This window comes from Streptomyces sp. NBC_00083, from assembly GCF_026343295.1.
In the GTDB taxonomy this organism is placed as follows: domain Bacteria; phylum Actinomycetota; class Actinomycetes; order Streptomycetales; family Streptomycetaceae; genus Streptomyces.
In genome coordinates this window covers 2,862,685-2,884,665 of the sequence record NZ_JAPELY010000001.1, presented here as the reverse complement: position 1 = coordinate 2,884,665, position 21,981 = coordinate 2,862,685, and the positions used below count along the sequence as shown (strand labels likewise).

General features: G+C 72.1%; 19 protein-coding genes and 2 riboswitches. Of the genes, 12 read left to right on the top strand and 7 right to left on the bottom strand.

Annotated features, from left to right (window positions below; all coding sequences use genetic code 11):
• Positions 1-270 precede the first annotated feature (270 nt).
• On the top strand, positions 271-999 hold the full coding sequence (locus tag OOJ98_RS12795) for a glycoside hydrolase family 16 protein (RefSeq protein ID WP_267054770.1): 729 nt from the start codon (positions 271-273) through the stop codon (positions 997-999).
• A 43-nt stretch (positions 1,000-1,042) separates the two neighbouring features.
• Here the strand turns inward: OOJ98_RS12795 and cobF are convergent, their stop codons facing one another.
• A complete protein-coding gene (cobF, locus tag OOJ98_RS12790) occupies positions 1,043-1,846 on the bottom strand; it encodes a precorrin-6A synthase (deacetylating) (protein WP_267054769.1) in 804 nt (267 codons plus the stop codon).
• 106 nt (positions 1,847-1,952) lie between these two features.
• Here cobF and OOJ98_RS12785 point away from each other — a divergent pair, with 106 nt between their 5' ends.
• The 6 genes from OOJ98_RS12785 to OOJ98_RS12760 all read left to right on the top strand — a co-directional run bounded on the left by OOJ98_RS12785 (position 1,953) and on the right by OOJ98_RS12760 (position 9,135).
• The gene (locus OOJ98_RS12785; protein WP_267054768.1) at positions 1,953-2,828 is read left to right on the top strand and encodes a uracil-DNA glycosylase; all 876 of its coding nucleotides are present in this window, start codon (positions 1,953-1,955) and stop codon (positions 2,826-2,828) included.
• A gap of 143 nt (positions 2,829-2,971) precedes the next feature.
• A complete protein-coding gene (locus OOJ98_RS12780) occupies positions 2,972-4,198 on the top strand; it encodes a metallophosphoesterase (RefSeq protein ID WP_267054767.1) in 1,227 nt (408 codons plus the stop codon).
• A gap of 81 nt (positions 4,199-4,279) precedes the next feature.
• Positions 4,280-4,504, top strand: a riboswitch (cobalamin riboswitch).
• 165 nt (positions 4,505-4,669) lie between these two features.
• Complete coding sequence (gene metE / locus OOJ98_RS12775) at positions 4,670-6,994, top strand: 5-methyltetrahydropteroyltriglutamate--homocysteine S-methyltransferase (protein WP_267054766.1); 2,325 nt, start codon at positions 4,670-4,672, stop codon at positions 6,992-6,994.
• Positions 6,995-7,135: 141 nt separating this feature from the next.
• Positions 7,136-7,217: riboswitch (cobalamin riboswitch) on the top strand.
• Between the two features lie 61 nt (positions 7,218-7,278).
• Positions 7,279-7,497, top strand: coding sequence for a CbtB-domain containing protein (locus tag OOJ98_RS12770; RefSeq protein WP_267054765.1), 219 nt, complete (start codon positions 7,279-7,281; stop codon positions 7,495-7,497).
• Positions 7,498-7,537: 40 nt separating this feature from the next.
• On the top strand, positions 7,538-8,404 hold the full coding sequence (locus tag OOJ98_RS12765; protein WP_267054764.1) for a CbtA family protein: 867 nt from the start codon (positions 7,538-7,540) through the stop codon (positions 8,402-8,404).
• Positions 8,401-9,135, top strand: a complete 735-nt coding sequence (locus tag OOJ98_RS12760) for a (2Fe-2S)-binding protein (RefSeq protein WP_267054763.1) — start codon at positions 8,401-8,403, stop codon at positions 9,133-9,135. Before OOJ98_RS12765 ends, OOJ98_RS12760 begins: the two co-directional genes overlap by 4 nt.
• On the opposite strand, the gene OOJ98_RS12755 is transcribed toward OOJ98_RS12760, so the two are convergent.
• From OOJ98_RS12755 to OOJ98_RS12735, 5 genes are all read right to left on the bottom strand, one after another.
• A complete protein-coding gene (locus tag OOJ98_RS12755; RefSeq protein ID WP_267054762.1) occupies positions 9,054-10,139 on the bottom strand; it encodes an enoyl-CoA hydratase/isomerase family protein in 1,086 nt (361 codons plus the stop codon). The two genes, OOJ98_RS12760 and OOJ98_RS12755, sit on opposite strands and share 82 nt — an antisense overlap.
• 200 nt (positions 10,140-10,339) lie before the next feature.
• Positions 10,340-10,846 carry a hypothetical protein gene (locus OOJ98_RS12750; protein WP_267054761.1) on the bottom strand — a complete coding sequence of 169 codons (507 nt, stop codon included), beginning with the start codon at positions 10,844-10,846 and terminating at the stop codon, positions 10,340-10,342.
• Between the two features lie 156 nt (positions 10,847-11,002).
• The gene (locus tag OOJ98_RS12745; RefSeq protein ID WP_267054760.1) at positions 11,003-11,806 is read right to left on the bottom strand and encodes a hypothetical protein; all 804 of its coding nucleotides are present in this window, start codon (positions 11,804-11,806) and stop codon (positions 11,003-11,005) included.
• 238 nt (positions 11,807-12,044) lie between these two features.
• Positions 12,045-12,497 carry a hypothetical protein gene (locus tag OOJ98_RS12740; protein ID WP_267054759.1) on the bottom strand — a complete coding sequence of 151 codons (453 nt, stop codon included), beginning with the start codon at positions 12,495-12,497 and terminating at the stop codon, positions 12,045-12,047.
• Positions 12,498-12,582: 85 nt separating this feature from the next.
• A complete protein-coding gene (locus OOJ98_RS12735; RefSeq protein ID WP_267054758.1) occupies positions 12,583-13,065 on the bottom strand; it encodes a hemerythrin domain-containing protein in 483 nt (160 codons plus the stop codon).
• 168 nt (positions 13,066-13,233) lie between these two features.
• Here OOJ98_RS12735 and OOJ98_RS12730 point away from each other — a divergent pair, with 168 nt between their 5' ends.
• From OOJ98_RS12730 to OOJ98_RS12710, 5 genes are all read left to right on the top strand, one after another.
• Positions 13,234-13,593 (top strand): hypothetical protein, encoded by a 360-nt coding sequence (locus OOJ98_RS12730; protein ID WP_267054757.1) that lies wholly within the window; start codon positions 13,234-13,236, stop codon positions 13,591-13,593.
• Positions 13,594-13,766: 173 nt separating this feature from the next.
• Positions 13,767-14,462 (top strand): DUF899 family protein, encoded by a 696-nt coding sequence (locus tag OOJ98_RS12725; protein WP_267054756.1) that lies wholly within the window; start codon positions 13,767-13,769, stop codon positions 14,460-14,462.
• Between the two features lie 471 nt (positions 14,463-14,933).
• Positions 14,934-16,553 (top strand): ABC transporter ATP-binding protein, encoded by a 1,620-nt coding sequence (locus OOJ98_RS12720; protein ID WP_267054755.1) that lies wholly within the window; start codon positions 14,934-14,936, stop codon positions 16,551-16,553.
• The gene (locus OOJ98_RS12715) at positions 16,550-18,310 is read left to right on the top strand and encodes an ABC transporter ATP-binding protein (protein WP_267054754.1); all 1,761 of its coding nucleotides are present in this window, start codon (positions 16,550-16,552) and stop codon (positions 18,308-18,310) included. The genes OOJ98_RS12720 and OOJ98_RS12715 overlap by 4 nt, the downstream gene beginning before the upstream one ends.
• A gap of 183 nt (positions 18,311-18,493) precedes the next feature.
• On the top strand, positions 18,494-19,843 hold the full coding sequence (locus OOJ98_RS12710; protein ID WP_267055623.1) for a NarK/NasA family nitrate transporter: 1,350 nt from the start codon (positions 18,494-18,496) through the stop codon (positions 19,841-19,843).
• Between the two features lie 13 nt (positions 19,844-19,856).
• Here OOJ98_RS12710 and OOJ98_RS12705 read toward each other — a convergent pair whose 3' ends face one another.
• Positions 19,857-21,965, bottom strand: coding sequence for an AAA family ATPase (locus OOJ98_RS12705; RefSeq protein ID WP_267054753.1), 2,109 nt, complete (start codon positions 21,963-21,965; stop codon positions 19,857-19,859).
• Positions 21,966-21,981 lie beyond the last annotated feature (16 nt).

Genomic DNA, 21,981 nt, shown 5'->3' with positions numbered 1-21,981 from the left:
GTCGCGCATATCTGTACCTGTGCACAGAGGAGACGAACAACCGTTTGCCGCGGCTACGGCCGAGACCGGTCGCGACATGGCGCGCACCGGGACCTTGTGCCGCCACGGGATGGTGTGCCTCGATTGAGGCGCTTTCAACTACCTTGCGCACAGAGTGAGTTGAGAGATCGGGGAGGGTCTTGTCACCTCCGGAGCGGACACCTACTGTCCGTGGCACAAGGGGCCGTGGAACCGCTCCCACGCCCCCGTGATCCGAGCGAGGGAGCCACGATGTTCTCAGCACGTGCCAGATCCCCCCGATGGGCGGGTGCGGTGCTCGCCGCCCTGTCGATGCTTCTGCTGGCCCAGCCGCCCGCCCATGCCGCGTCCTGGGGCACGCCGCAGACGGTCGACTCCTGGAACGTCGTCAACGGACGCTGGACCGCCAACCACGAACTGGAGACGTACACACCCGACTGCGTCTGGTACGAGGGCAGCACCCTGATCATCAAGACGTACAACGCGGGCGGCGGCCAGTACCGTTCGGGCCGCGTCGAGTCGAAGGCCCTCTACGGGTACGGCACGTACAGCTTCACCGCGAGCATGCCCAACGGGCGCGGGCTGCTCCCCGCGGTGTGGGGCGCGTACCTCAATCCCTGGCTGCCCGAGATGGACGCCGCCGAAATCGTCGGGCAGAACCCGACCGCCGTCTATCAGACGTTCCACGACACCAACAACGGCCAGACCCAGTGGGTGCGGAACAACGCCTCGGCCTGGACGAACAGTTACCACACCTACGCGTACTCCTGGTGGCCCGACCACATCGACTTCTGGGTGGACGGCGCCTTCACCGGCACGAAGTGGTACACCACCCCGCCGGGCACCGGTATGCACTTCATCGTCAACACCGCGGTGGGCGGCGACTGGCCCGGCAACCCGGACGCCTCCACCTGGGCCACCGCCGACGGCGCCCGCTACCTGAAGGTCTCCGCGATCACCTACACGCCCTACTACCCGTGATCCGCATCGAGCCGTGACGCATCCGGCGCGGCCGGCCGGCGCTTCAGGCCGACGGGCCGGGCCGGGGCGTTCCGGCGCCGCGTCGCAGGAGGTAGGTGTCCATGATCCAGCCGTGGCGTTCGCGTGCCGCCGCCCTCAACTGCCGGATACGGTCCGCCACTTCACGGACCGGGCCGGCGACCAGGAGTTCGTCCGGGGTGCCGAGGTAGGCGCCCCAGTAGATCCACACGTCGTCCCCCTCGACCTGGGTGAACGACTCGTGCGCGTCCAGCATGACGACGATGTCGCCGTCGTCGTTCCGCGCCACGTCGGACAGCCGCCGGGCCGGGGTGATGTGCACGGGACGGCCGACCTGGTTCAACGGGATGCGGTGCCGTGCCGCCAGGGTCGAGACGCTCGTGATGCCCGGGACGACCTCGATGTGCGGCCGGACCGAGCCTCGCGCCTCGATGTCGGCGAGAATGCCCAGCGTGCTGTCGTACAGGGACGGATCGCCCCAGACGAGGAACGCTCCGGTCTCCTGCGCCGTCATCTCCTCGCGCATCAGCCGCTCGAACAGCTCTCCGCGCCGCTCGCGCCAGTCCCGTACCGCATCGGTGTACGCACCCCGGTCCATCGAGCGGCGTTCCCTGCTCGGGTCCTCCACCTCCACCACGCGGTGGGGCCCCTCGGTGTGCTCCTCCACCATGCGGCGGCGCACGTCCGTCAGGGCGGCCTTGTCCGGCCCCTTGCCCACGATGAAGAAGACGTCGGCCCTGCGGATCGCCTTGACCGCGCCGAGGGTCAGATGGTCGGGGTCCCCCGCTCCGATGCCGATGACGAGGATGCGGCGCTCATGCGTGCTCATGGGACGCAGCCTCTCAGGTACGTCCGGGAACCCGCACGCCCGGCATGGAGCTGAGCTGCGAGCAGGGCTGAGGGGGCGTGCGGGACCCCGCGGGTAGCGTGGGCCCATGGACGAGGCCGGCAGCACAGGAACGCAGCCCACCGCCGCAGACCGCGGCTTTCCCGCGTACCACGCGGCGCGGTCCGGCGGGCTAGGTGACCTCGACCGCCGTCTGGTCGGATGCCGGGCGTGCCCCCGGCTCGTCGCCTGGCGCGAGGAGGTCGCCGAGACGAAACGGGCCGGGTTCCAGGGCTGGGAGTACTGGGGCAGGCCGGTGCCGGGCTTCGGGCCGCACGATGCCCCGCTGGCGGTGGTCGGGCTCGCTCCGGCCGCGCACGGCGCCAACCGCACGGGCCGCATGTTCACCGGCGACGCCTCGGGCGACTTCCTCTTCGCTGCCCTGCACGCCGTGGGCCTCGCCTCCCAGCCCACCGCCACCACCGCCGACGACGGCCTCGCCCTGAACGGGGTGCGGGTCACCTCCCCCGTCCACTGCGCTCCTCCCGCCAACAAGCCGACGCCCGAGGAGCGGGACACGTGCCGGCCGTGGCTGGCGGCCGAGATCGCGTTCCTGAACCCCCGCGCGATCGTCGTCCTCGGGGCCTTCGGCTGGCAGACGCTGCTGCCCGTACTCGCCGACGCCGGCTGGCAACTGCCGCGCCCCAGGCCCCGGTTCGCGCACGGCAACGTGGTGACGCTGCGCCGCGCGGAGCCGGATGCCCCGCGCGGGGGAACGGCGGGCCGGAGCGAACCCGGCCCCGGCCCGGCCGCGCACGACGAGCTCCATGTGATCGGCTGCTACCACCCCAGCCAGCGCAACACCTTCACGGGCCGTCTGACCTCCCCGATGCTCAGGGACCTGCTGCGGCGCGCCGCGGGCCTCGCGGGCCTGGGCGGCCCCTCGCAGGCACACGGCGCGAGGCCTGACCCGCCACGCCCCTGACCCTCGCCGAGCACGTGGCCGCGGTGCCCGGAACGCCGAGTCCCCAGGGGCCCGGCCCGTCCGAACGGTCCGAACGGGACCGGATAAAGTGCGCGCGACACCAGCCCGTTCGATCGAGGCGGGCCTGATCGAGGAGGGGAAGTGTGACCGACACCAGCGAGTCCCGATCCGCCGACAGGGCGGAGCGCACGACGCGACCGAGCGGGCTGCACCGCCTGATGCGCTCCCTCCCCTTCGTCGCCCCCGTCCTGCTGTGGACGGTGCCGTGCTGGCTGCTCCTGTACGCCGGGCAGCACTGGCCGCTCCCCGTCGCACTCACCGGCACCGCCCTGTTCGCACTCGGCCTGGTCGGCATGCCGCTGTGCATGGTGCGCGGTCACGGGCGACGGCAGCAGGACCGGGCGGCGATCATCGGCGACACCCTGCTGGGTTCCGTCTGGATCCTGTTCACCTGGTCCGTACTGCTCGGCGCCGTGCTCAGGCTCGCCCTGACCGTGGCCGGAGCCGGCGACGGCCAGGACCGCGCCCGGATCGTCACCTGGGCGACCCTCGCCACCGCCGCCGCGCTGCTCGCCTGGGGATACGCCGAGGCCCGCCGCGTCCCCCGGGTGCGCCGCCTCGACGTTCACCTTCCGCGCCTGGGCGCCGGGTTGGACGGGACGCGCGTCGTCCTCATCACCGACACCCACTACGGCCCGCTCGACCGCGCGCGCTGGTCGGCGCGGGTCTGCGAGACGGTGAACACGCTGGAGGCCGACCTGGTCTGCCACACCGGGGACATCGCGGACGGCACGGCCGCACGCCGGCGCGCCCAGGCCGCCCCGCTCGGCACCGTACGGGCCACCCGCGCCCGGGTCTACGTCACCGGAAACCACGAGTACTACAGCGAGGCACAGGGCTGGGTCGACCTGATGGGCGAGCTGGGCTGGGAGCCGCTGCGCAACCGCCATCTGCTGCTCGAACGAGGTGGCGACACGCTCGTGGTCGCCGGCGTGGACGACGTCACCGCCGAGTCGTCCGGCCTCGCCGGTCACCGCGCCCACCTCGCCGGCGCGCTGCGCGGCGCCGACCCCGACCACCCCGTGCTCCTCCTGGCCCACCAGCCCAAGTTCGTCGACCGGGCGGCCGCCGGCGGCGTCGACCTGCAACTCTCCGGGCACACCCACGGCGGCCAGATCTGGCCCTTCCACCATCTGGTACGCCTCGACCAGCCGGCCCTGGCCGGACTCAGCCGCCACGGCGCCCGCACCCTGCTCTACACCAGCCGCGGAACCGGCTTCTGGGGCCCGCCGTTCCGCGTCTTCGCCCCCAGCGAGATCACCCTGCTCGTCCTCCGCTCCCCCCGCGAAGGCTCTCCACCGAGGGCCTGACTCCTCGCCGCGCACGCGCAACGTGTCTCATTTCACGATCCGTATCCCGGACGCGTCGCCGCGCCGTGATCGCGGGCGTCCTATGGTGGCCCCACAGCTGGTTCGCCCCGTCCGCCAGGCGGGATGCGTCGCAAGAGGGAACCCGGTGGGAATCCGGGACTGCCCCGCAGCGGTGAGCGGGAACGACCGCCGTCATACGCACTGGGTCCGACGTACCGGGCCTGGGAAGCGACGGCCAGTAGGTGTCCTCCGTCAGGGAGGGCGTGCCCGCGAGTCCGAAGACCTGCCAACTGTCCGTGCACGCACCACGCGTGTGCGGATATCCCGGTGACCTCGCGGGCAGGTCGGCGTACATACCGAACGGACGACCGTGCGCCGAACCGCGCGAGGCCGGCCCGCCGGACTGTCACCCCATTTCTTGCCGCGCCGGTCTCCGGGATCTCAGGGATACGTCTCTCGAAGGAGATCCGCGTGACCACCAGGACCGCACCCGCGGCAGCACGGGCCACCGTGTACGGCTATCCGCGCCAGGGCCGGAACCGGGAACTCAAGAAGGCGATCGAGGGCTACTGGAAGGGCCGCGTCACCGCGGACGCCCTGCGGAGCACCGCCGCCGGACTGCGCCGCACGAACTGGCAGGAGCTCGCCGCAGCGGGCATCGACGAGGTCCCCACCGGCGACTTCTCGTACTACGACCACGTGCTCGACACCACCGTGATGGTCGGCGCGATTCCCCCGCGCCACCGCGCCGCCGTCGCCGCCGACCCGCTCGACGGCCTGTTCGCCATGGCCCGCGGCACGCAGGACGTCGCGCCGCTCGAAATGACCAAGTGGTTCGACACCAACTACCACTATCTGGTACCGGAGTTGGGCCCGGACACGGTGTTCACGGCCGATTCCTCCCGGCAGGTCTCCGAGCTGGAGGAGGCGCTCGCCCTGGGGCTGGCCGCCCGGCCCGTCCTGGTCGGCCCGGTCACCTATCTGCTGCTCGCCAAGGCCGCTCCCGGTGTCGCCGCCGACTTCGATCCGCTGACCCTCCTGGACCGTCTGCTGCCGGTGTACGCAGAGGTCCTGGCCGATCTGCGCGCCGCGGGCGCCGACTGGGTACAGCTCGACGAACCCGCCCTGGTGCAGGACCGCACTCCCGCCGAACTCAACGCCGCCGCCCGCGCCTACCGCGACCTCGGCGCCCTCACCGACCGCCCCCAACTGCTGGTCGCCTCCTACTTCGACCGGCTCGGCGACGCGCTCCCCGTCCTGGCCGACGCCCCCGTCGAGGGCCTCGCCCTGGACTTCACGGACGCCGCCGCCGCCAACCTCGACGCCCTCGCGGCCGTCGGCGGTCTGCCCGGCAAGCGCCTGATCGCCGGAGTGGTGAACGGGCGCAACATCTGGGTCAACGACCTGGAGAAGTCCCTGGCCACCCTCGGGACACTCCTGGGGCTCGCCGACCGGGTCGACGTGGCCGCCTCGTGCTCCCTGCTCCACGTACCCCTCGACACCGCCCCGGAGCGCGAGGTCGAGCCGCAGATCCTGCGCTGGCTCGCCTTCGCCCGGCAGAAGACCGCCGAGGTCGTCACGCTCGCCAAGGGCCTGCGGCAGGGCACGGGCGCCATCGCGGGGGAACTCAGCGCCAACCGGGCCGACCTCGCGTCACGCTCCGCGTCGCCGATCACCCACGACCCCGCGGCACGTGCCCGCGCCGCCGCGGTCACCGCCGACGACCACCGCCGCGCCCAGCCGTACGCCGAGCGGGCCGCCGCCCAACGCGCCCACCTCGGCCTTCCCCTGCTCCCGACCACGACGATCGGCTCGTTCCCGCAGACCCCGGAGTTGCGCACCGCCCGCGCCGACCTGCGCGCCGGCCGCATCGACGAGGCCGGGTACGAGGAGCGCATCAAGTCCGAGATCCGCGATGTGATCTCCTTCCAGGAGAAGACCGGCATCGACGTCCTCGTGCACGGCGAACCCGAACGCAACGACATGGTCCAGTACTTCGCCGAGCGGCTCACCGGGTATCTGGCCACCCAGCACGGCTGGGTCCAGTCGTACGGCACCCGCTACGTCCGCCCGCCGATCCTGGCCGGCGACATCGCGCGGCCCGAACCGATGACCGTCCGCTGGACGACGTACGCGCAGTCGCTCTCCGGGCGTCCGGTCAAGGGCATGCTGACCGGGCCCGTCACCATGCTCGCCTGGTCGTTCGTCCGCGACGACCAGCCGCTCGGCGACACCGCCCGCCAGGTCGCCCTCGCCCTGCGTGACGAGGTCAACGACCTTGAGGCGGCGGGCACTTCGGTCATCCAGGTCGACGAACCGGCGCTGCGCGAAACGCTGCCGCTGCGCTCCGCCGACCGTCCCGCCTATCTGGCCTGGGCGACCGAGGCGTTCCGCCTCAGCACGGCCGGTGTCCGGCCGGACACCCAGATCCACACCCACATGTGCTACGCCGAGTTCGGCGACATCGTCCAGGCCATCGACGACCTCGACGCCGATGTCATCAGCCTGGAAGCGGCCCGCTCCCACATGCAGGTCGCCCGTGAGCTCGCGGCGCACGGCTATCCGCGCGAGGCCGGGCCGGGCGTGTACGACATCCACTCGCCGCGCATCCCGAGCGCCGAGGAGGCAGCCGCCCTGCTGCGCACGGGACTTGAGGCGATCGCGGCCGAGCGCCTGTGGGTCAACCCGGACTGCGGCCTGAAGACCCGCGGCTGGCCCGAGACGCGCGCCTCCCTGGAGAACCTGGTCGCCGCCGCCCGCACGGTACGCGGCGAACTGGGGACGCCCGCCTCCTGATCACCGCCTCCTGATCACCGGCGCCGGGTGCCGGCCGGGGCGCCCCGGCCGGCACCCGGCGCCCGCATCGCCCAAGACTTGGCAGCGCCTTGATTGACCGGTTCGGCAGGGCAGCCCTATGCTCCCCGGTGTAGTGATGAGATAAGGAAGCTGGTGAGATTCCAGCACGGTCGCGCCACTGTGAGTCGACCGCCCGCGAGGGTGGCCGACGAGTCAGACACTTCTCCATCGCTCCGCCCCATGTGTTCACAGGGACGCAAGATCCCATGAAGGAGGGCTCCGCCTTGAGCAGCAGTGTTTCCACACCCCGCCCGGCAGCCACGCCGATCGTCCTGCCGGTTTCGAAGTCGGTGCTGTGGCTGGTCGGTACCGCGATCATCGCCCTGGCGGTCTACTACTTCATCGGTGTCGACCAGGGCGCCGTCTCGGTGTTCGGCAACGACATGCACATCCACGAGTTCGTCCACGACGGTCGTCACTTCCTCGGCTTCCCCTGCCACTGACCCACTCGGAAGTACGGACAAGAAGTACGGACAACTCGACATGGAAAAGAAACTGATACTGCGCGGCGTTCTCGTCGGCGCAGTCGCAGGGCTGCTCGCGTTCGTCTTCGCGCGGATCTTCGCCGAGCCGCAGATCGCGAAGGCCATCGACTACGAGAGCGGCCGGGACGCCGCCCAGAGCGCGCTGGACAAGGCGGCCGGCCTCCCCCTCGACACGGCGGACCCCGACCTGTTCAGCCGGACCATCCAGGCCAACGTCGGCATCGGCGTCGGCATGGTCTTCTTCGGGATGGCCATGGGCGCCCTGTTCGCGGTCGCCTACACCGTCTGCCTGGGCCGGACCGGCGCGCTCCGCGCCCGTACGCTCGCGCTCCTCGTGGCCGGCGGTGGTTTCGTCGCGATGTATCTGGTCCCGTTCCTCAAGTATCCGGCCAATCCGCCCGCGATCGGCCACGAGGAGACGATCAGGCAGCGCAGCGGCCTCTACCTGATCATGGTGGTGTGCTCCATCGCCTTCCTGGTGGCCGCGGTCTGGCTCGGCAAGCGGCTCCAGGCCCGCTACGGCAACTGGAACGCCACACTGATCGGCGGCGCGGCGTTCGTCGTCGCGACCGGGATCGTGATGCTGCTGCTGCCGTCGCTCGGGCACCTGGGCTTCAACAAGGAGCACTACGGCAACCAGGCCACGGAGACACCGCTGCCCCTGAAGGACGCCAAGGGCGCGATCGTGTATCCCGGCTTCCCCGCCGACGTCCTGTTCTCGTTCCGCTTCTTCTCGGTCGCCGCCCAGCTTCTCCTGTGGGCCGCCATCGGGCTGTTCTTCGGCCCGTTGGCCGAGCGGCTCCTGGAGCCGCGCAGGGAGTCCGCCGACGCCGTCGCGCAGGGCCCGGCCCCCGTCCCCGCATGATGTTCGCGCCACAGCCGAGCGCGGTGATCAAGGAGATCACCGCGCTCGGGCCGTTCTTCTCGCTGGGCACTCACCCTGCGGGTGCCGCTCCGGCCGAGCCGTGGGTGGCGATGGCGGGCCCGCTGATCGAGGCGCGGGTGGCGGCCGTGCGGGAGTGGCTGGCCGCGGCGGGCGGGCAGCCGCTGGACGCCGTGGAGGTACGGGTCGCCGCGTCGGTGACCCACCTCGGTCTGGCGGCGCGGCTGCTGTCGCCCGCGCTCGCGGCGTACGTCCTGCACGGCCGCGTTCTCGCGTTCGGCCTCGCGGACGTCCACTGGCAGCCGGTGCTCGGCGGCCCCGTACCCCTGTCGCTTCCCACGTCGGCCGTCCGCCCCGGTTCTTCCGAGCCGGAGGGCTTCGAAGCGCTCCTCGACGGTCCGCTCGCCGAACTGGGCGCGGCCATGCGGCCGTTCGCACTCTCGCCGCACATCGCGCGCGGCAATCTCGCCTCCGCCCTCAACGGTGCCACGACCATGATCTCCGCGGCCCGGCCCGACCTGGCGTCGCGCAGCCGTGCTGCCCTGCGGCTCCTGCTCGACGGTCCGGCCCTGCGCGACTCCGCGACCACCGGCCCCAACGGGGCGTTCCGGCGCAGGAGTTGCTGTCTCATCTATCGGTCGGCCCCGGGCCACAGGGGCGCGCTGTGCGGGGACTGCGTCCTCGACCGGCCCGCCGCCGCCACGGCGAAGTAGCGGGCCACGTCGTCGTCGGTGACCTCGGCGAGGGTGGCAGGTGACCAGTGGGGGGTGCGGTCCTTGTCGATGACCTGGGCCCGGATGCCTTCGACGAGGTCGTGGGTGCCGAGCGCCGCACACGACACGCGGTATTCCTGCTCCAACACCCGCTCCAGGGAGCCGAGTTCGCGGGCACGCCGGAGGGCGGCCAGGGTGACCTTGAGAGCGGTGGGGGATTTGGCGGCGAGGGTGCCGGCCGTTTCCTTGGCCTCGGTCTCTCCGCTCGTCAGGAGCCGGTCGATGATCTCCTCGACGGTGCCGGCGGCGTAGCAGTGGTCGATCCACGGGCGCCGGGCGGCCAGTTCGCCGGGCGGCGGCTCGGCCACGTGCCGGGCCAGGGCGTCGCGCACGGGCAGCCGGGCGAGGTCGGCGGTGAACGCGTCGAGACGGCCGGCCGGGACGAACTGGTCGGCGAGTCCGCACAGCAGGGCGTCGGCGGCGCCGACCGAAGCGCCGGTGAGCGCCAGATGGGTGCCGAGCAGTCCCGGGGCGAGGGCGAGGAGGTAGGTGCCGCCCACATCGGGGACGAAGCCGATGCCTGTCTCGGGCATGGCGACGCGGGAACGCTCGGTGACGATGCGGACGGTGCCGTGGGCCGACACCCCCACCCCGCCGCCCATGACGATGCCGTCCATGAGCGCCACGTACGGCTTGCGGTAGCGGGCGATGTGCGCGTTGAGCCGGTACTCGTCGCGCCAGAAGTCCGCCGAGGCGGTGCCGCCGGTGCGCGCGTCCTCGTAGATCGAGCGGATGTCGCCGCCGGCGCACAGGCCGCGTTCTCCGGCGCCACGGATGACGACGGTCTCCACGGCGGGATCACGTTCCCACGCGCTGAGCGCCTCGTCGATGCGCAGCACCATGGCGTGGGTGAGTGCGTTGAGTGCCCTGGGCCGGTTCAGGGTCACGTGGGCGGCGTGGCCCTCGGTGCTCAGCAGGATCTCGTCTTGGCCGTCGGTGCTCATCGCAGGTTCTCCGCGAGTCCTCGGGCGACGATGACGCGCATGATCTCGTTGGTTCCTTGGTCGGGGACCGCACCGGACGCACACCGGCTTTCCCGCACCGCGGCCACTTCCCCGAACATATAGTCGGGCGTCCCGGTAAGTCCACCCCGCCCGGCCCATCGAGCGGCGGCGCGCGGAAGGGGCCCGCACCGGGGGCCCTGCTACTTGATGATCGCGTTGGCGACGACCACGATCACGCCGAGCAGGCCGTCTCCGAGGCCGAGGCGCACCCCGGCGCCCCAGGTGCGGCCGGCCGCGCGTGCCGCCAACAGGCCCCAGGCGAAGAGCAGCACGATGTTGACGGCGAACGCGACGTACTCGATGCGTTGGGAACCCCACCAGCCGAGCCCTGCGCCGTACAGCAGGAGCATGGTGGGCAGCGTGGCGGCGACCAGCGGCCACTCTTCGCCCAGGATCCACAGCGCCTGCCGGCCACCGTGGTCGGTCTCGTGGCCGCGCCGGGCGATGATGTGCGCGTACCCGTGGGCCAGGGCCGACGCGATCGCTGTGATCAGCAGCCACTTGGCGTCGTACAGCCGGTCCGGGCGCGCCCTCGCGCCGTACTGGGTCAGCGCGGCCACCATCGAACTGGCGAGGACCGCGCCGTAGACACCTCCGAACAGCACGTTGGGCTGGACGGCGAGGCGGCGAAGGGCTCGGGTGCGCATGGGCGGTCTTCCTGGAGGGGCGGGGCGGCGGGCGTCCTCCATGACACCGGTTGCGCCGCCCCGCGGGGCATCACCTCGCCGGGGTTCCCCCGATCGGCCCGGTCGCGGCCGGGCGCACGTCCCCCGGTCCGGTGGAGGACGTACGCCGTCACCGGATCAGAAGAGGCTGCTGTAGTACGTCTGGATGTTGGGCAGCGCGCGCAGCGTCTTCTCGTGCTGCGGGTAGTTGGTGAGGATGAAGCGGATCCGGGCCGCGAGGTCGGCCTTCCGCGCGGGTTTGAACCCGGCCTTCTTCAGGAGGCCGCAGAAGAGCGTGATGTTGGCGAGGTCGCCGTGGCCCGTGGCCCGGGGGCACAGCGTCGAGACGACGCCGGCCATCCACTCGGTCGGGAAGTCCTCCTGCCTGCAGTCGCTCGACACGAGGCCCTTGACCCACAGGCTGCCGACGATGGTCGACGAGTGGACGTTCTGTCCGATCACCACGGTCGCACCGGGGATCTTGACCGTGCCCAGCGAGCTGAGGGTCGGCATCAGGGAGGCCACCCATCCGGCCGTGCAGTACGGGGCTCCCCAGGTCACGGAGGTGAAGGCGTCGCTCTTGGATATCGCCTGGATCAGGCCAAGCGGCTTGGTCAGGTCGCCGCCGTAGGAGTGCTCCCAGCTGCTGACGCCCTCCGCGCGCAGGGCGGTGTAGCCACCCGACTGTTCGTCGGCGATCACGCCGAAGACCTGCTGGGCGGTCGCGTCGCCGCCGCCGGGCTTCTGCACCCAGCATTTCAGCGCGTGATCGGCGGCGGCGACGTAGAGCCGGCCACCCGTGCCGACGAGCAATTGCTGACGCGAGTCCTGGACCGTCGCGAAGACCGCGACGTCCTTGTAGAGGAGGGTGCCGTCCTTGTCCGAGAAGTGCTTGAGGCTGAACTCTTCCGCGGGCTCGACGGGTTCGGTGTGAGTGCTCACGTGGTTCCTTTCGGCCGGATACAGCGGAAACCGGGGCGGAGCAGGTGAACTGACGACATGTGCGGTACAGCCGACGTCACCGTACAGCGCCCCGGCCGGCCGACGGCCCGGATCGCACTATTTCCTTTGCGGGTACGGGAGTTGGGAGTTCCTCTGCGACTGAGGGGGCGAAATGGGCCACCCACAGGAAGGCCGTGGCGGGCTGCTCCCGTTCCCACGTTCCGTTACGCGAGGCCCATCAGTGCGGGTAGCGCCTGCCCCGGGGCGGGCCCGAGCGCGGGCGCCGGTGCGCGTACCCCTGGCGGGCGCTCTGCGACGGGCCGATCGCGAAGGGGCGGCTGGTGGCGAGCAGCCGACTGCCCCGCGCCACCTGGATCCAGTACGTGCCCGGCGCGACGTGCGGCACGGTCACGGCCGTGCCCCCGCAGCTCGGATCGACGTCGGCGGCCAACTCGGACACGGCGCCCTGCCAGTGAGCGGCGGTGACCAGCTTCACGCTGACCGGCCGCAGGTCACTGCCGGGCACATGAAGACGCCACAGGACCTGTCGTCGCGCGCCACAGGACCAGGGCGCGGAGCAGGCCGGCACATAGACCTGCAGGACCTCTTGCTCGGGGCTCCACTCGGGTGCGTCCTGCGCACTGGTGGCCACCTCCCAGGCCCGGTCCAGCTCGTGACGTGCGGGTGCCATGCTGCTCCCTTCTTCCCTCCGGTCCCCCTGTGCCGTGTCGTGGGGCGGGGTGGGGTGAGATCGGGTGGGGTGAGGTGGGGCCGCCTCAGGCCGCCACCGCGTCCCAGACCCGCTGCTGGGCGATCCGCCGCGGCCGGCGGGGGGCCCGTTCGGCCAGGACCGACATCCAGGCGCCGATCTCCCGCAGCTCCCTGCGGCCCACGGTGGCTCGTACATGGGGGAACCACATCGTGTCCTCGGTGTCCATGTGGCGTTCCACGATGTCCATCAGGAGGCGGGCCTTCGCGTCGAAGGCGATCTCCTCGGGACGCATGTCGTGCAGCTCCGCGGCGAGCACCTCCGCGATGTGGTGTTCCTCGCGCAGCGACAGGATCGTCGGCTCGGTCTCGGGGGCCAGAACGGAGACGCGGGGATACATGCCCTCGCATTCGATGTACGTGTACACCGCCAGCGCGCGCAGGAGCTGCTCCACCGCGTCCGGATCCCGCGTGGCACGGTAGGAGCGGATCAGCCGCCTGATTTCTTTGTGGCCTTCCCGCAGCATCACGATCGCGTCGCTGGTGGGCATAAGCAGCTCCCGAGGCTCAGGACTCACTTCCGTAACACGCCGATACCCGGCAAACCAGACGGCCACACGTCTCACGCCGGGGGGCGACTCTCCGCCTCCGGGGCGATACGGAGCGTTGCTCGACGTCGCCGGGGCCGGGCGTTCGTCCGGTGGCTAGAATCTCCTTCCATGTCGAAGCCTGACGAACTGCTTGTTGACGTCGCCGCTCTGGTCGAATCCGAGCACAGCAATCAGATGTCTCTGACCGTGGTCACCGCCGGTGCCGTCCTGACCGGCCGGCTGGCCCCCGAGGCGGCCTGGAGGCAGCGGGTGTCGGAGGTCCTCGCCGACTCGGACGACCTGCGCGCCTTCGCCACCGTGTTCACGGCCGAACCGCGCGAGGACGGGCCGCCCAAGTACCTGCACTTCCATGTGGCACGGATTCTGCAGGGCTCGGTGGGCATCCCGGAGACAGGCGGGATGTACCGCGTGGCCATCAAGGACGTCAGCGCCTGGACCATGGGCGACTTCAGCTACATCGACCACTGACCCACGGACGGCCCGGGAGGCGGACAGCCCACCGGGGGGTGGGCGCGGCTCCGGGCCCGGGGGTGAGCGCGGCACGGGCGGTGAACCGGTGTGCGGTCGGGCGATGAGTTTCGGGTCCGGGCGCGGTCCATAGGTGCGAGACCTATGCCGTGCCGTGATCCTTGGAGGAGTCCATGACCGACCGAGCACTACCGCCCGTGGTCGACGCCGCGACCTGGCAGCACCGACTCGACGAGCTGCGCGTCCAGGAGAAGGCCGTCACGCGGCAGCTCGACGCCATCGCCGCGCAGCGGCGCCGACTGCCGATGGTCAAGATGCCCGACTACGTCCTCGAAGGCGAGGAAGGGCCGGTCCGGCTGGCCGACGTCTTCGGCGACAAGTCCCAGCTGATCGTCTACAGCCACATGTGGTTCCCCGGCAAGGAATGGCAGTGTTCGGGCTGTACGGGGTTCACGTCCCAGTACACCCGCCTGGGTTTCCTGGACGCGTACGACGCCCGCTTCGTCGTCGTCACCCAGGGCCCGATCGACGAGGCCCTCGCGTACAAGCGGCGCGTCGGCAACCGGATGAGCTGGTACTCGACGGCGAACAGCCCGTTCGGCACCGATGTCGGCGCGGCGCCCGGCGAGGGCTTCGCGGTCAATGTGTTCCTGCGCCACGACGACACCGTCTACCGCACCTGGCACACCACCGGGCGCGGCACCGAGCAGCTCAGCCACACCTTCGCCCTGATCGACGTTCTGCCGTACGGGCGTCAGGAGGAGTGGCAGGACTCCCCCGAGGGCTGGCCCCAGTCACCCACCTACAGCCGGTGGAGCGGCTCCCAGGAGATCGCGGCGCTCTACGGGCCGGCCGCGCAGGAGAGGTGAGCGACTGAGCGCGCGGCAGGCTGAACGGCCGCGCCGGGCACGGCGAGTGGGAGGGCCCGCCCTTCCCGCTCGCCCCCTCACGACATGGCCCCGCCGTCGACCGGCGGGGCTTGCTCATGGGTGCCGAACCCATCTTCCCGGTGCACGGCCCGTGTCGACGCGAACCCTCCGTCCGAAGGGCGCACCACCGTCCTTATACGATCGCGAGCAGCCGGTACGGCCAGGAGAGCCGGCCGGCCGCACCCGAGGCCCGCCACGGAGGTCGGTCGAGTTCGCCGTCAACTGCACGCGAGGACAGCCGAGATGACGCACGGAGCACCCCTGCCCGCAGCAGCACGCCGGGTCCCCTACGAGGACCCCGGCGTGCCGGACCACCGGAGTCCGCTGCGGTTCCTGTGGTGGCTAACCACATGTCAGCGCAGACGTGTGGCCTTCGGCGCCCTCTGGGGCAGCACATGGATGTGCGGGCTCATGGTTCCGCCGTATCTGCTGTCCAGGACGATCGACGCCGGGCTCAGGGCCCATGACACCCGGGCGCTGCTCCTGTGGACGGGCGCGGTGGTCGCCACCGGCGCCGGGATCGCCGTCCTCGGCATCCTGCGCCACCGCACCATGACGCTGGTGCGGATGGACGCGGCGTACCGCACGGTGCAGGTCGTCACGCGTCATGTCACCCGCCTCGGGTCGGCGCTGCCCCGGCAGGTGTCCGCGGGCGAACTCGCCCATCTCCAGGCCGGAGACATCGGCAGGATCGCTCAGACACTCACCATCACGGGGCCCGGAGTGGGCGCGGCCATCGCGTACGCCGCCACCGCCGTCCTGCTGTTCCGGATCTCGGCCGTGCTGGCGCTGGTGATCGTTCTCGGCGTGCCCGCCCTCGCCGTGACGGCGGGGCCCCTGCTCGGAAGGTTGCACGGCGCCGAGAGCCGCTACCGCGAGGACCAGGGCGATCTGACCGCTCTCGCGGGCGACATGGTGGCCGGCCTGAGCGTGCTCAACGGCATGGGCGGCAAGCCCCTGTTCGCCGGCCGCTACCGGGAACGCTCTCAGGCGCTCGTCCCGCTCGGCTACCGCATCGCCGCCATGACCAGCTGGGTCCAGGCGCTCACCACATGTCTGCCCCTGGTGTTCCTCGCCGTCGTGACGTGGATCAGTGCGCGGATGGCGGCCGCCGGCACCATAACCGTGGGTGAACTCGTCGCGGTGTACGGCTATGTGGCCGCTCTGCTGGCTCCCGTCGCGTTCTTCATCGAGGGGGCCGACGACCTGCCGCGCGGGCTGGTCTCCGCACGGCGCGTGGTCGACATCCTGGCGCTCGGGCCGGCCTCCGAGGACCACCGCACCCGGACCGATCCGCCGGCCGCGCCGGGCGCGCTGCACGACCCCGCCTCGGGTCTGCTGGTCGCCCCGGGGAGAGTGACGGCTCTGGTCGCGGCCCGGCCCGGCGCGGCACGGGCCCTGGTGGAGCGGCTGGCCGGCTACACCGACTCCGACGTCTCATGGGGCGGCGCCACACTGTCCGAGTGGGACCGCACCGCGCTGCGGCGACACATCCTGCTCGCCGACAACGATGCCTATCTGTTCGCGGGGCCCCTGCGCGCCGCCCTCTCGGGCCCCACCGGCCACACCGACGCCCACGTGGGGCGGGCGCTGCGGGCCGCCGCCGCGGAGGACATCGTGGAGGCGGCGGCGGACGGGCTCGACACACACCTCGAAGACCGGGCCCGCACCCTGTCGGGCGGACAGCGCCAAAGGCTGCGGCTGACCCGTGCTTTGCTCGCGGATCCCGCGGTGCTCCTCCTGGTGGAGCCGACATCGGCTCTGGACGCGCTCACGGAGGCGACCGTCGCCGCACGTCTGGCAGAGCACCGCCGCGGACGCACCACCCTCGTCGTCACCACCTCGCCCCTGGTGCTCGGCCACGCCGACGAAGTCGCCTACATGGTGGACGGCACCGTACGGGCCACCGGCACCCACGCCGAACTCCTCGCGGCCCAACCCGCTTACGCGGCACTGGTGTTCCGCTCCCCCGGCGCCGGTCCCCAGGGTTCGGCCGCCACCGTCGAGCAGGGCGAGGAAGTGGTCCGATGAGCGGCGCCGACACGGCGGCACGGCTTCCGACGGCCGACGCCGGGACGGCACGCCGGGCCGCCCTGCGTCTCCTCAAGGACGACCGGGGCGCGATCCTGGCAACCCTGCTCCTGACCTGCCTCGCGGCGGCGGCCGGCGCCGCCGGCCCCTGGCTCCTCGGCCGCATCGTCAACGGCGTCGAGAACGGTTCGCTGTCCACGTCGGGGGTCGACGCACTGGCCGCCGCCGCTCTGGGTTTCGCGGCGGCCCAGTTGGTGCTGACGCGCTGCGCCCGGCTCCTCTCCCACCGCTTCGGCGAGCGTGCGCTGGCCCGACTCCGTGAGGAGGTCGTCGACGGCGCGCTCGCGCTGCCGGGGCACGTCGCGGACAAGGTGGGCACCGGAGACCTGGTCACCCGCTCCACCCTGGACGTCGCGACCGTGGCGGCCACGCTGCGCACGGCCGCGCCGGACATCTTCATCGCGGGCGTGCAGGTCGTGTTCATGTTCGGCGCGGTCGTCCTGCTCGACCCCCTCCTCGGACTGTGCTCCCTGGTGGGCCTCCCCCTCGTCTGGGTGGTGAGCCGCTGGTACCTGGCGCGCTCACGCGAGGCCTATCTCGCCGAGGGCGTGGCGAGCGGCGAGGTCGCGGACATCCTCAACTCCACCGCGCACGGCGCCCGCACCATCGAGGCGTACGGGCTGCGCGCACGGCAGAACCGGGTGCTCGACGACGCCATCGACGTCACCTACCGCGCCGGCCGCCGCACCCTCGCCCTGCGTACGGTGCTGTTCCCGCTCACCGAGTTCGCGCACACCGTGCCCATGGCGCTCATCCTGGTCGTGGGCGGGCTGCGCTTCCTCGACGGGTCCATCCCGCTGGGAGCGGTGGTCGCGGCCGGTCTCTACATGTGGCAGCTGGTCGACCCGCTCAACCAGATGCTCTACTGGGTCGAGCAGTTGCAGCGCAGCGGCGCGGCGTTCGCGCGGATCAAGGGCGTCGGCCTGGTGTCGCACCCGTCGAACGCCCCGGTGCCGGTTCCCGCGGACGATGTCATCGAGGTCAAGGGTGTGCGTTACGCCTACCTTCCGCCGCACGAGGTGTTGAGGGGCGTCGAACTGGTGGTGCGGCCGGGTGAACGCCTCGCCGTGGTCGGCCGCTCCGGGGCCGGCAAGTCCACGTTGGGCAAGCTGCTGGCAGGTGTGGACGCGCCCCACGCCGGAGCGGTCCTGCTCGGCGATGTGCCCGTCGCCGACCTCGCGGCGGCCGGCGCCCTGGGCAGCCGCGTCGCTCTCATCACCCAGCAGCACCACGTGTTCATGGGCACCCTGCGCGACAACATGACCATGGCCGCGCCGGAGGCCGATGACCACGCGATCATGTCGGCGCTCGCCCTGGTGGAGGCGGACTGGGTGGCGGAGCTGCCCGACGGTCTCGACACCCGGCTCGGCGCGGGCGGGCTCGGCCTGGAAGCCGCACAGGCCCAGCAGCTGACCCTCGCCCGGGTCCAGCTCGCCGACCCGCACACACTGATTTTGGACGAGGCCACCTCGCTCCTCGATCCGACGACGGCGCGCCATGCGGAGCGGGCGATCGCCTCCGTCCGCTCGGACCGCACGGTCATCGCCATCGCCCACCGCCTCCAGAGCGCACACGACGCGGACCGCGTCGCCGTCATGGAGTCGGGCCGCATCGTCGAGCTGGGTACGCACGAAGAACTGGTGGCCGCGGACGGGGCGTACGCCGCGCTGTGGCGGGCGTGGAACGGCGCCGGCTGACCTTCGCCCCCCGTTCCCCCGGCCCCCGCGTTCCGCGAGCTCACGGCGCCTGCCGGGGCGTACCCGAGGCCGCCGAGGCGTCCCCCGTACGGCCCAGTCCGGCGCGCCCCGGTAGGTGTGGCGGCCTTGACTGAGGGCGTGGACACCTCGAAGCCCTCTGCTGCCGCGTACCGGAACCTGGTGATGGCGACGGTCGGGTTCACGCTCACGTTCTGGGCGTGGGACCTGATCGCTCCGCTGGCCGGTGACTACAAGGACCGGCTGCATCTCAGCTCGCTCCAACAGTCGCTGCTCGTCGCGGTCCCGGTGCTCGTCGGGTCGTTGGGCCGGATCCCGGTGGGTGCGCTCACCGACCGGTACGGCGCGAAGCTGATGTTCCCGCTGATGTCCGCGCTGACCATCGTGCCCGTGCTGCTGCTGATCCCGGCGCGCGACAGCTACGGCCTGATGCTGGTGGTCGGGTTCCTGCTGGGGCTCGGCGGTACGACCTTCGCGATCGGCATCCCCCTGGTCAACTCCTGGTTCCCGCCGCACAAGCGGGGGCTCGCGCTGGGCGTGTTCGGCATGGGCATGGGCGGTGTGGCCCTTTCGGGGTACCTCACCCCCCGTATCGCCAAGCACGGCTACAACGTGCCGTTCCTCGTCGTGGCGATCGCTCTCGCCGCGTACGCCCTGCTCGCGGCGCTGCTCATCACCGACCGCCCCGACCGGCCCATCCCCACGGCCACGCTGGGTTCACGGCTCGGCCGGGCCGGGCGGCTGAGGGTCACCTGGGAGCTGTCGGCGCTGTACGCGATCGGGTTCGGCGGGATCGTCGCGTTCGGCGTGTACCTGCCCACGTACTTGAAGACCTGGTACGCGCTGTCGCCGACCGACGCGGGCTCCAAGGCGGCCGGGTTCGCGCTCGCCACGGTCATCTTCCGGCCGATCGGCGGGTGGCTCTCGGACCGCATCCACCCCGCATTGGTGACGGCCGCGGCCCTCGGTGTGGTCGCCCTGCTCGCGATCGTGCAGGCCTTCGACCCCACGCTCTACCCCGGCGGCACGATCGCCCTGCTCTGCATGGGCGCGGGCCTCGGCACCGCCAGCGGCAGCGTCTTCGCCCTGGTGTCCCAGGTGACGCCCCAGCCCCAGGTGGGCAGCGTGACCGGCATCGTCGGGGCCATGGGTGGCCTCGGCGGGTTCGTGCCGCCGCTGGTCATGGGCGCGATCTACAGCGCGAAGAACTCGTACTCGATCGGCTTCATGCTCCTGTCCGACCTGGCGCTCGCCGGCTGTGTGTACGCCTACGCCCGGATGCGGACGAGCCGTCCGACGACCGAGGCCGACGCGAGCGGGCCGGTGGCCGGGGCGGGGACGGGCGGGCAGACGGCCGAGGGCGGCACGAGCGGGGCGGTGTCCCAGGCCGGCGCCGGTCTGCCGACGGCCGGGCCCAGCACTGGGCCGGCCTCCGGCTACGGGCAGCGGACCGCGGACGAGATGGGGCGGCGGGCCCCGGGTGACCACGGCAACCAGCCGCCGGACGTGCGGTAGCCGGCGCGGGCGGTCAGGCGCGCGGCGCCAGCTCCCCCGGCAGCGGCCGGCTGTGGACGATCTCCAGCCCCGACACCGCACGGGTCAGGACCACATACAAGCGGTGCAGCCCCCGGTCCTCCGACGCTGCGATGGCGGCCGGCTCGACGGCCACCACCTGGTCGTATTCGAGTCCCTTGGCCAGCGTCGCGGGCAGCAGGGCGAGGCGCCCCCCGGTGCTCACGGGCAGGCCCGCCGCGGCGAGGGCCGCGTCCAGTTCGGGCACGTCGAGGTCGGCGGCGATCACGCCCACCGAACCCTCGCGGCTGAGGGCCGCCCGCACCGCCTCGACCACCGCGCCGGCCAGGTCTCCCGCCGACGCGGCCTCGCGGAAGCTCAACCGGCCGTCCCTGCGCAGGGATTGACCGATCGGCACCTCCACGTCGAGCGCGGGGAGCAGCCGGTTGGCCAGCTCCACGATCGCGGCGGGTACCCGGAACCCGGTGGTCAGGGGCACCACGACGGCCTCCGGTTTGCCGAGGTGGGTCAGCTGGGTGCGCCAGTCGCGGGCCGCCCACGGCGTGGTGCCCTGCGCCAGGTCTCCGAGCACCGTCAGCGAACCGAACGCGGCGCGCCGTGCGATCGCGCGGCACTGCATCGGGGACAGGTCCTGCGCCTCGTCGACGACGATGTGCCCGTACCCCTCCGGGTGCTCTATCAGACCGGACACCTCGTCGAGCAGGACCAGGTCGGCCGGTGACCATGCGGCCGACTTCCACGACCGGGGCGGCTCGGCCCACAGCAGCGCCTTCTGTTCGGCGTCGTCCAGGATCCCGTCGGCGGCCGAGGCCAGCGCGTCGGGGTCCGTGAGGAGCTCGGCGAGCACCTCCTCGGGCTTCGCATTCGGCCACACCGCGTCGACGTACTCGGTCACCGGGCGCGCCCTGGTGATCTTCTGGAGCCAGGTGTGGTTCATGGGCCCGGTGCGCCGCTCGGCCTGGAGCTGCATCGCCCGCACCGCCCGGCTGCGCACCCGCTCCCGCCCGGTGGCGTAGGGCGGCGCCTCGGCCCGCACCGCGTCGACGATGGCCGCGAGCTCACGCCGCGCCACCCGCCAGGTGTACGAACCCTCGCGCACCGCAAGGGAGTTGACGGGCTCGGCGATGCGTCCGAACAGCGCGCGCCGGAGCACGTCGGCCATGCGCACGTCGTGCTTGACGAGCGCCGCCGCCGGTTCATCGACGGCCCGCGCCTCGCGGCCCCGGGTCTCGCGCACGATCTCGTCGTCCACGGTCGACTGGCGGATGTCGTGCTCGCCGAGCGCGGGGAGCACCTCGCGGACGTAGGCGAGGAAGGTGCGGTTGGGGCCGAGCACCAGGAGGCCCCGGCGCCGGATGCGCTGCGGGTAGGTGTAGAGGAGGTACGCCGCGCGGTGCAGGCCGACGGCGGTCTTGCCGGTGCCGGGGGCGCCCTGCACACAGACGGAGCGGGCGAGTTCGGCCCGGACGAGGTCGTCCTGGTCGGGCTGGATGGTGGCCGCGATGTCCCGCATGGGGCCGACGCGGGGGCGTTCGATCTCACCGGTGAGGATCGCGCCGGCGGGGACCGTACCGGCGGGGGGTGAACCCTCGGGGCTTGAACCGGCAAGGGGCAGGCTTGCGGCGCTCGACCCGTCCGCCGTGAGGCGCTCGTCCTCCAGGCCCGTCAGCTCCTCGGCCGCACCCCTGCTCCCCTGCGCCCAGCCGAAGCGGCGGCGGACCGCCACGCCCTGGGGGTCAAGCGCGCTCGCCTGGTAGAAGCGGCGCGAGACGGGCGCGCGCCAGTCGATGACGAGGGGCGGGGCCGAGGGGTGTTCACTGATGCGGCGGCGCCCGATGTGATAGTTCTGGCCGGCATGATCACCGGCGGCCGACGCGGCGAAGTCGAGTCGGCCGAAGAACAGCGGCCCTTCCGGCATCTCCCGCAACTCCTCGGCCCAACTGCGGAGTTGATAGCCGAGGACTTCGGCGTCGGCGCCCGAGGCGAACGCGTTCTCGCCGATGATCACGCGATGCCCGGCACCCTCGGCCATGGCGGCGAGGGCGGCTCGACAGGTGTCGTGGTAGGTCCGCTCCAGGTCGAGTGCGCGGTCGAGTGGCGTCATGCGGACCACATTACCG

Coding starts and splice junctions, on each gene's coding strand:
- OOJ98_RS12795 (WP_267054770.1), top strand. CDS start 271: ATGTTCTCAGCACGTGCCAGATCCCCCCGATGGGCGGGTGCGGTGCTC.
- cobF (WP_267054769.1), bottom strand. CDS start 1,846: ATGAGCACGCATGAGCGCCGCATCCTCGTCATCGGCATCGGAGCGGGG.
- OOJ98_RS12785 (WP_267054768.1), top strand. CDS start 1,953: ATGGACGAGGCCGGCAGCACAGGAACGCAGCCCACCGCCGCAGACCGC.
- OOJ98_RS12765 (WP_267054764.1), top strand. CDS start 7,538: ATGGAAAAGAAACTGATACTGCGCGGCGTTCTCGTCGGCGCAGTCGCA.
- OOJ98_RS12760 (WP_267054763.1), top strand. CDS start 8,401: ATGATGTTCGCGCCACAGCCGAGCGCGGTGATCAAGGAGATCACCGCG.
- OOJ98_RS12755 (WP_267054762.1), bottom strand. CDS start 10,139: ATGAGCACCGACGGCCAAGACGAGATCCTGCTGAGCACCGAGGGCCAC.
- OOJ98_RS12750 (WP_267054761.1), bottom strand. CDS start 10,846: ATGCGCACCCGAGCCCTTCGCCGCCTCGCCGTCCAGCCCAACGTGCTG.
- OOJ98_RS12740 (WP_267054759.1), bottom strand. CDS start 12,497: ATGGCACCCGCACGTCACGAGCTGGACCGGGCCTGGGAGGTGGCCACC.
- OOJ98_RS12735 (WP_267054758.1), bottom strand. CDS start 13,065: ATGCCCACCAGCGACGCGATCGTGATGCTGCGGGAAGGCCACAAAGAA.
- OOJ98_RS12730 (WP_267054757.1), top strand. CDS start 13,234: ATGTCGAAGCCTGACGAACTGCTTGTTGACGTCGCCGCTCTGGTCGAA.
- OOJ98_RS12725 (WP_267054756.1), top strand. CDS start 13,767: ATGACCGACCGAGCACTACCGCCCGTGGTCGACGCCGCGACCTGGCAG.
- OOJ98_RS12720 (WP_267054755.1), top strand. CDS start 14,934: ATGGTTCCGCCGTATCTGCTGTCCAGGACGATCGACGCCGGGCTCAGG.
- OOJ98_RS12715 (WP_267054754.1), top strand. CDS start 16,550: ATGAGCGGCGCCGACACGGCGGCACGGCTTCCGACGGCCGACGCCGGG.
- OOJ98_RS12710 (WP_267055623.1), top strand. CDS start 18,494: ATGGCGACGGTCGGGTTCACGCTCACGTTCTGGGCGTGGGACCTGATC.
- OOJ98_RS12705 (WP_267054753.1), bottom strand. CDS start 21,965: ATGACGCCACTCGACCGCGCACTCGACCTGGAGCGGACCTACCACGAC.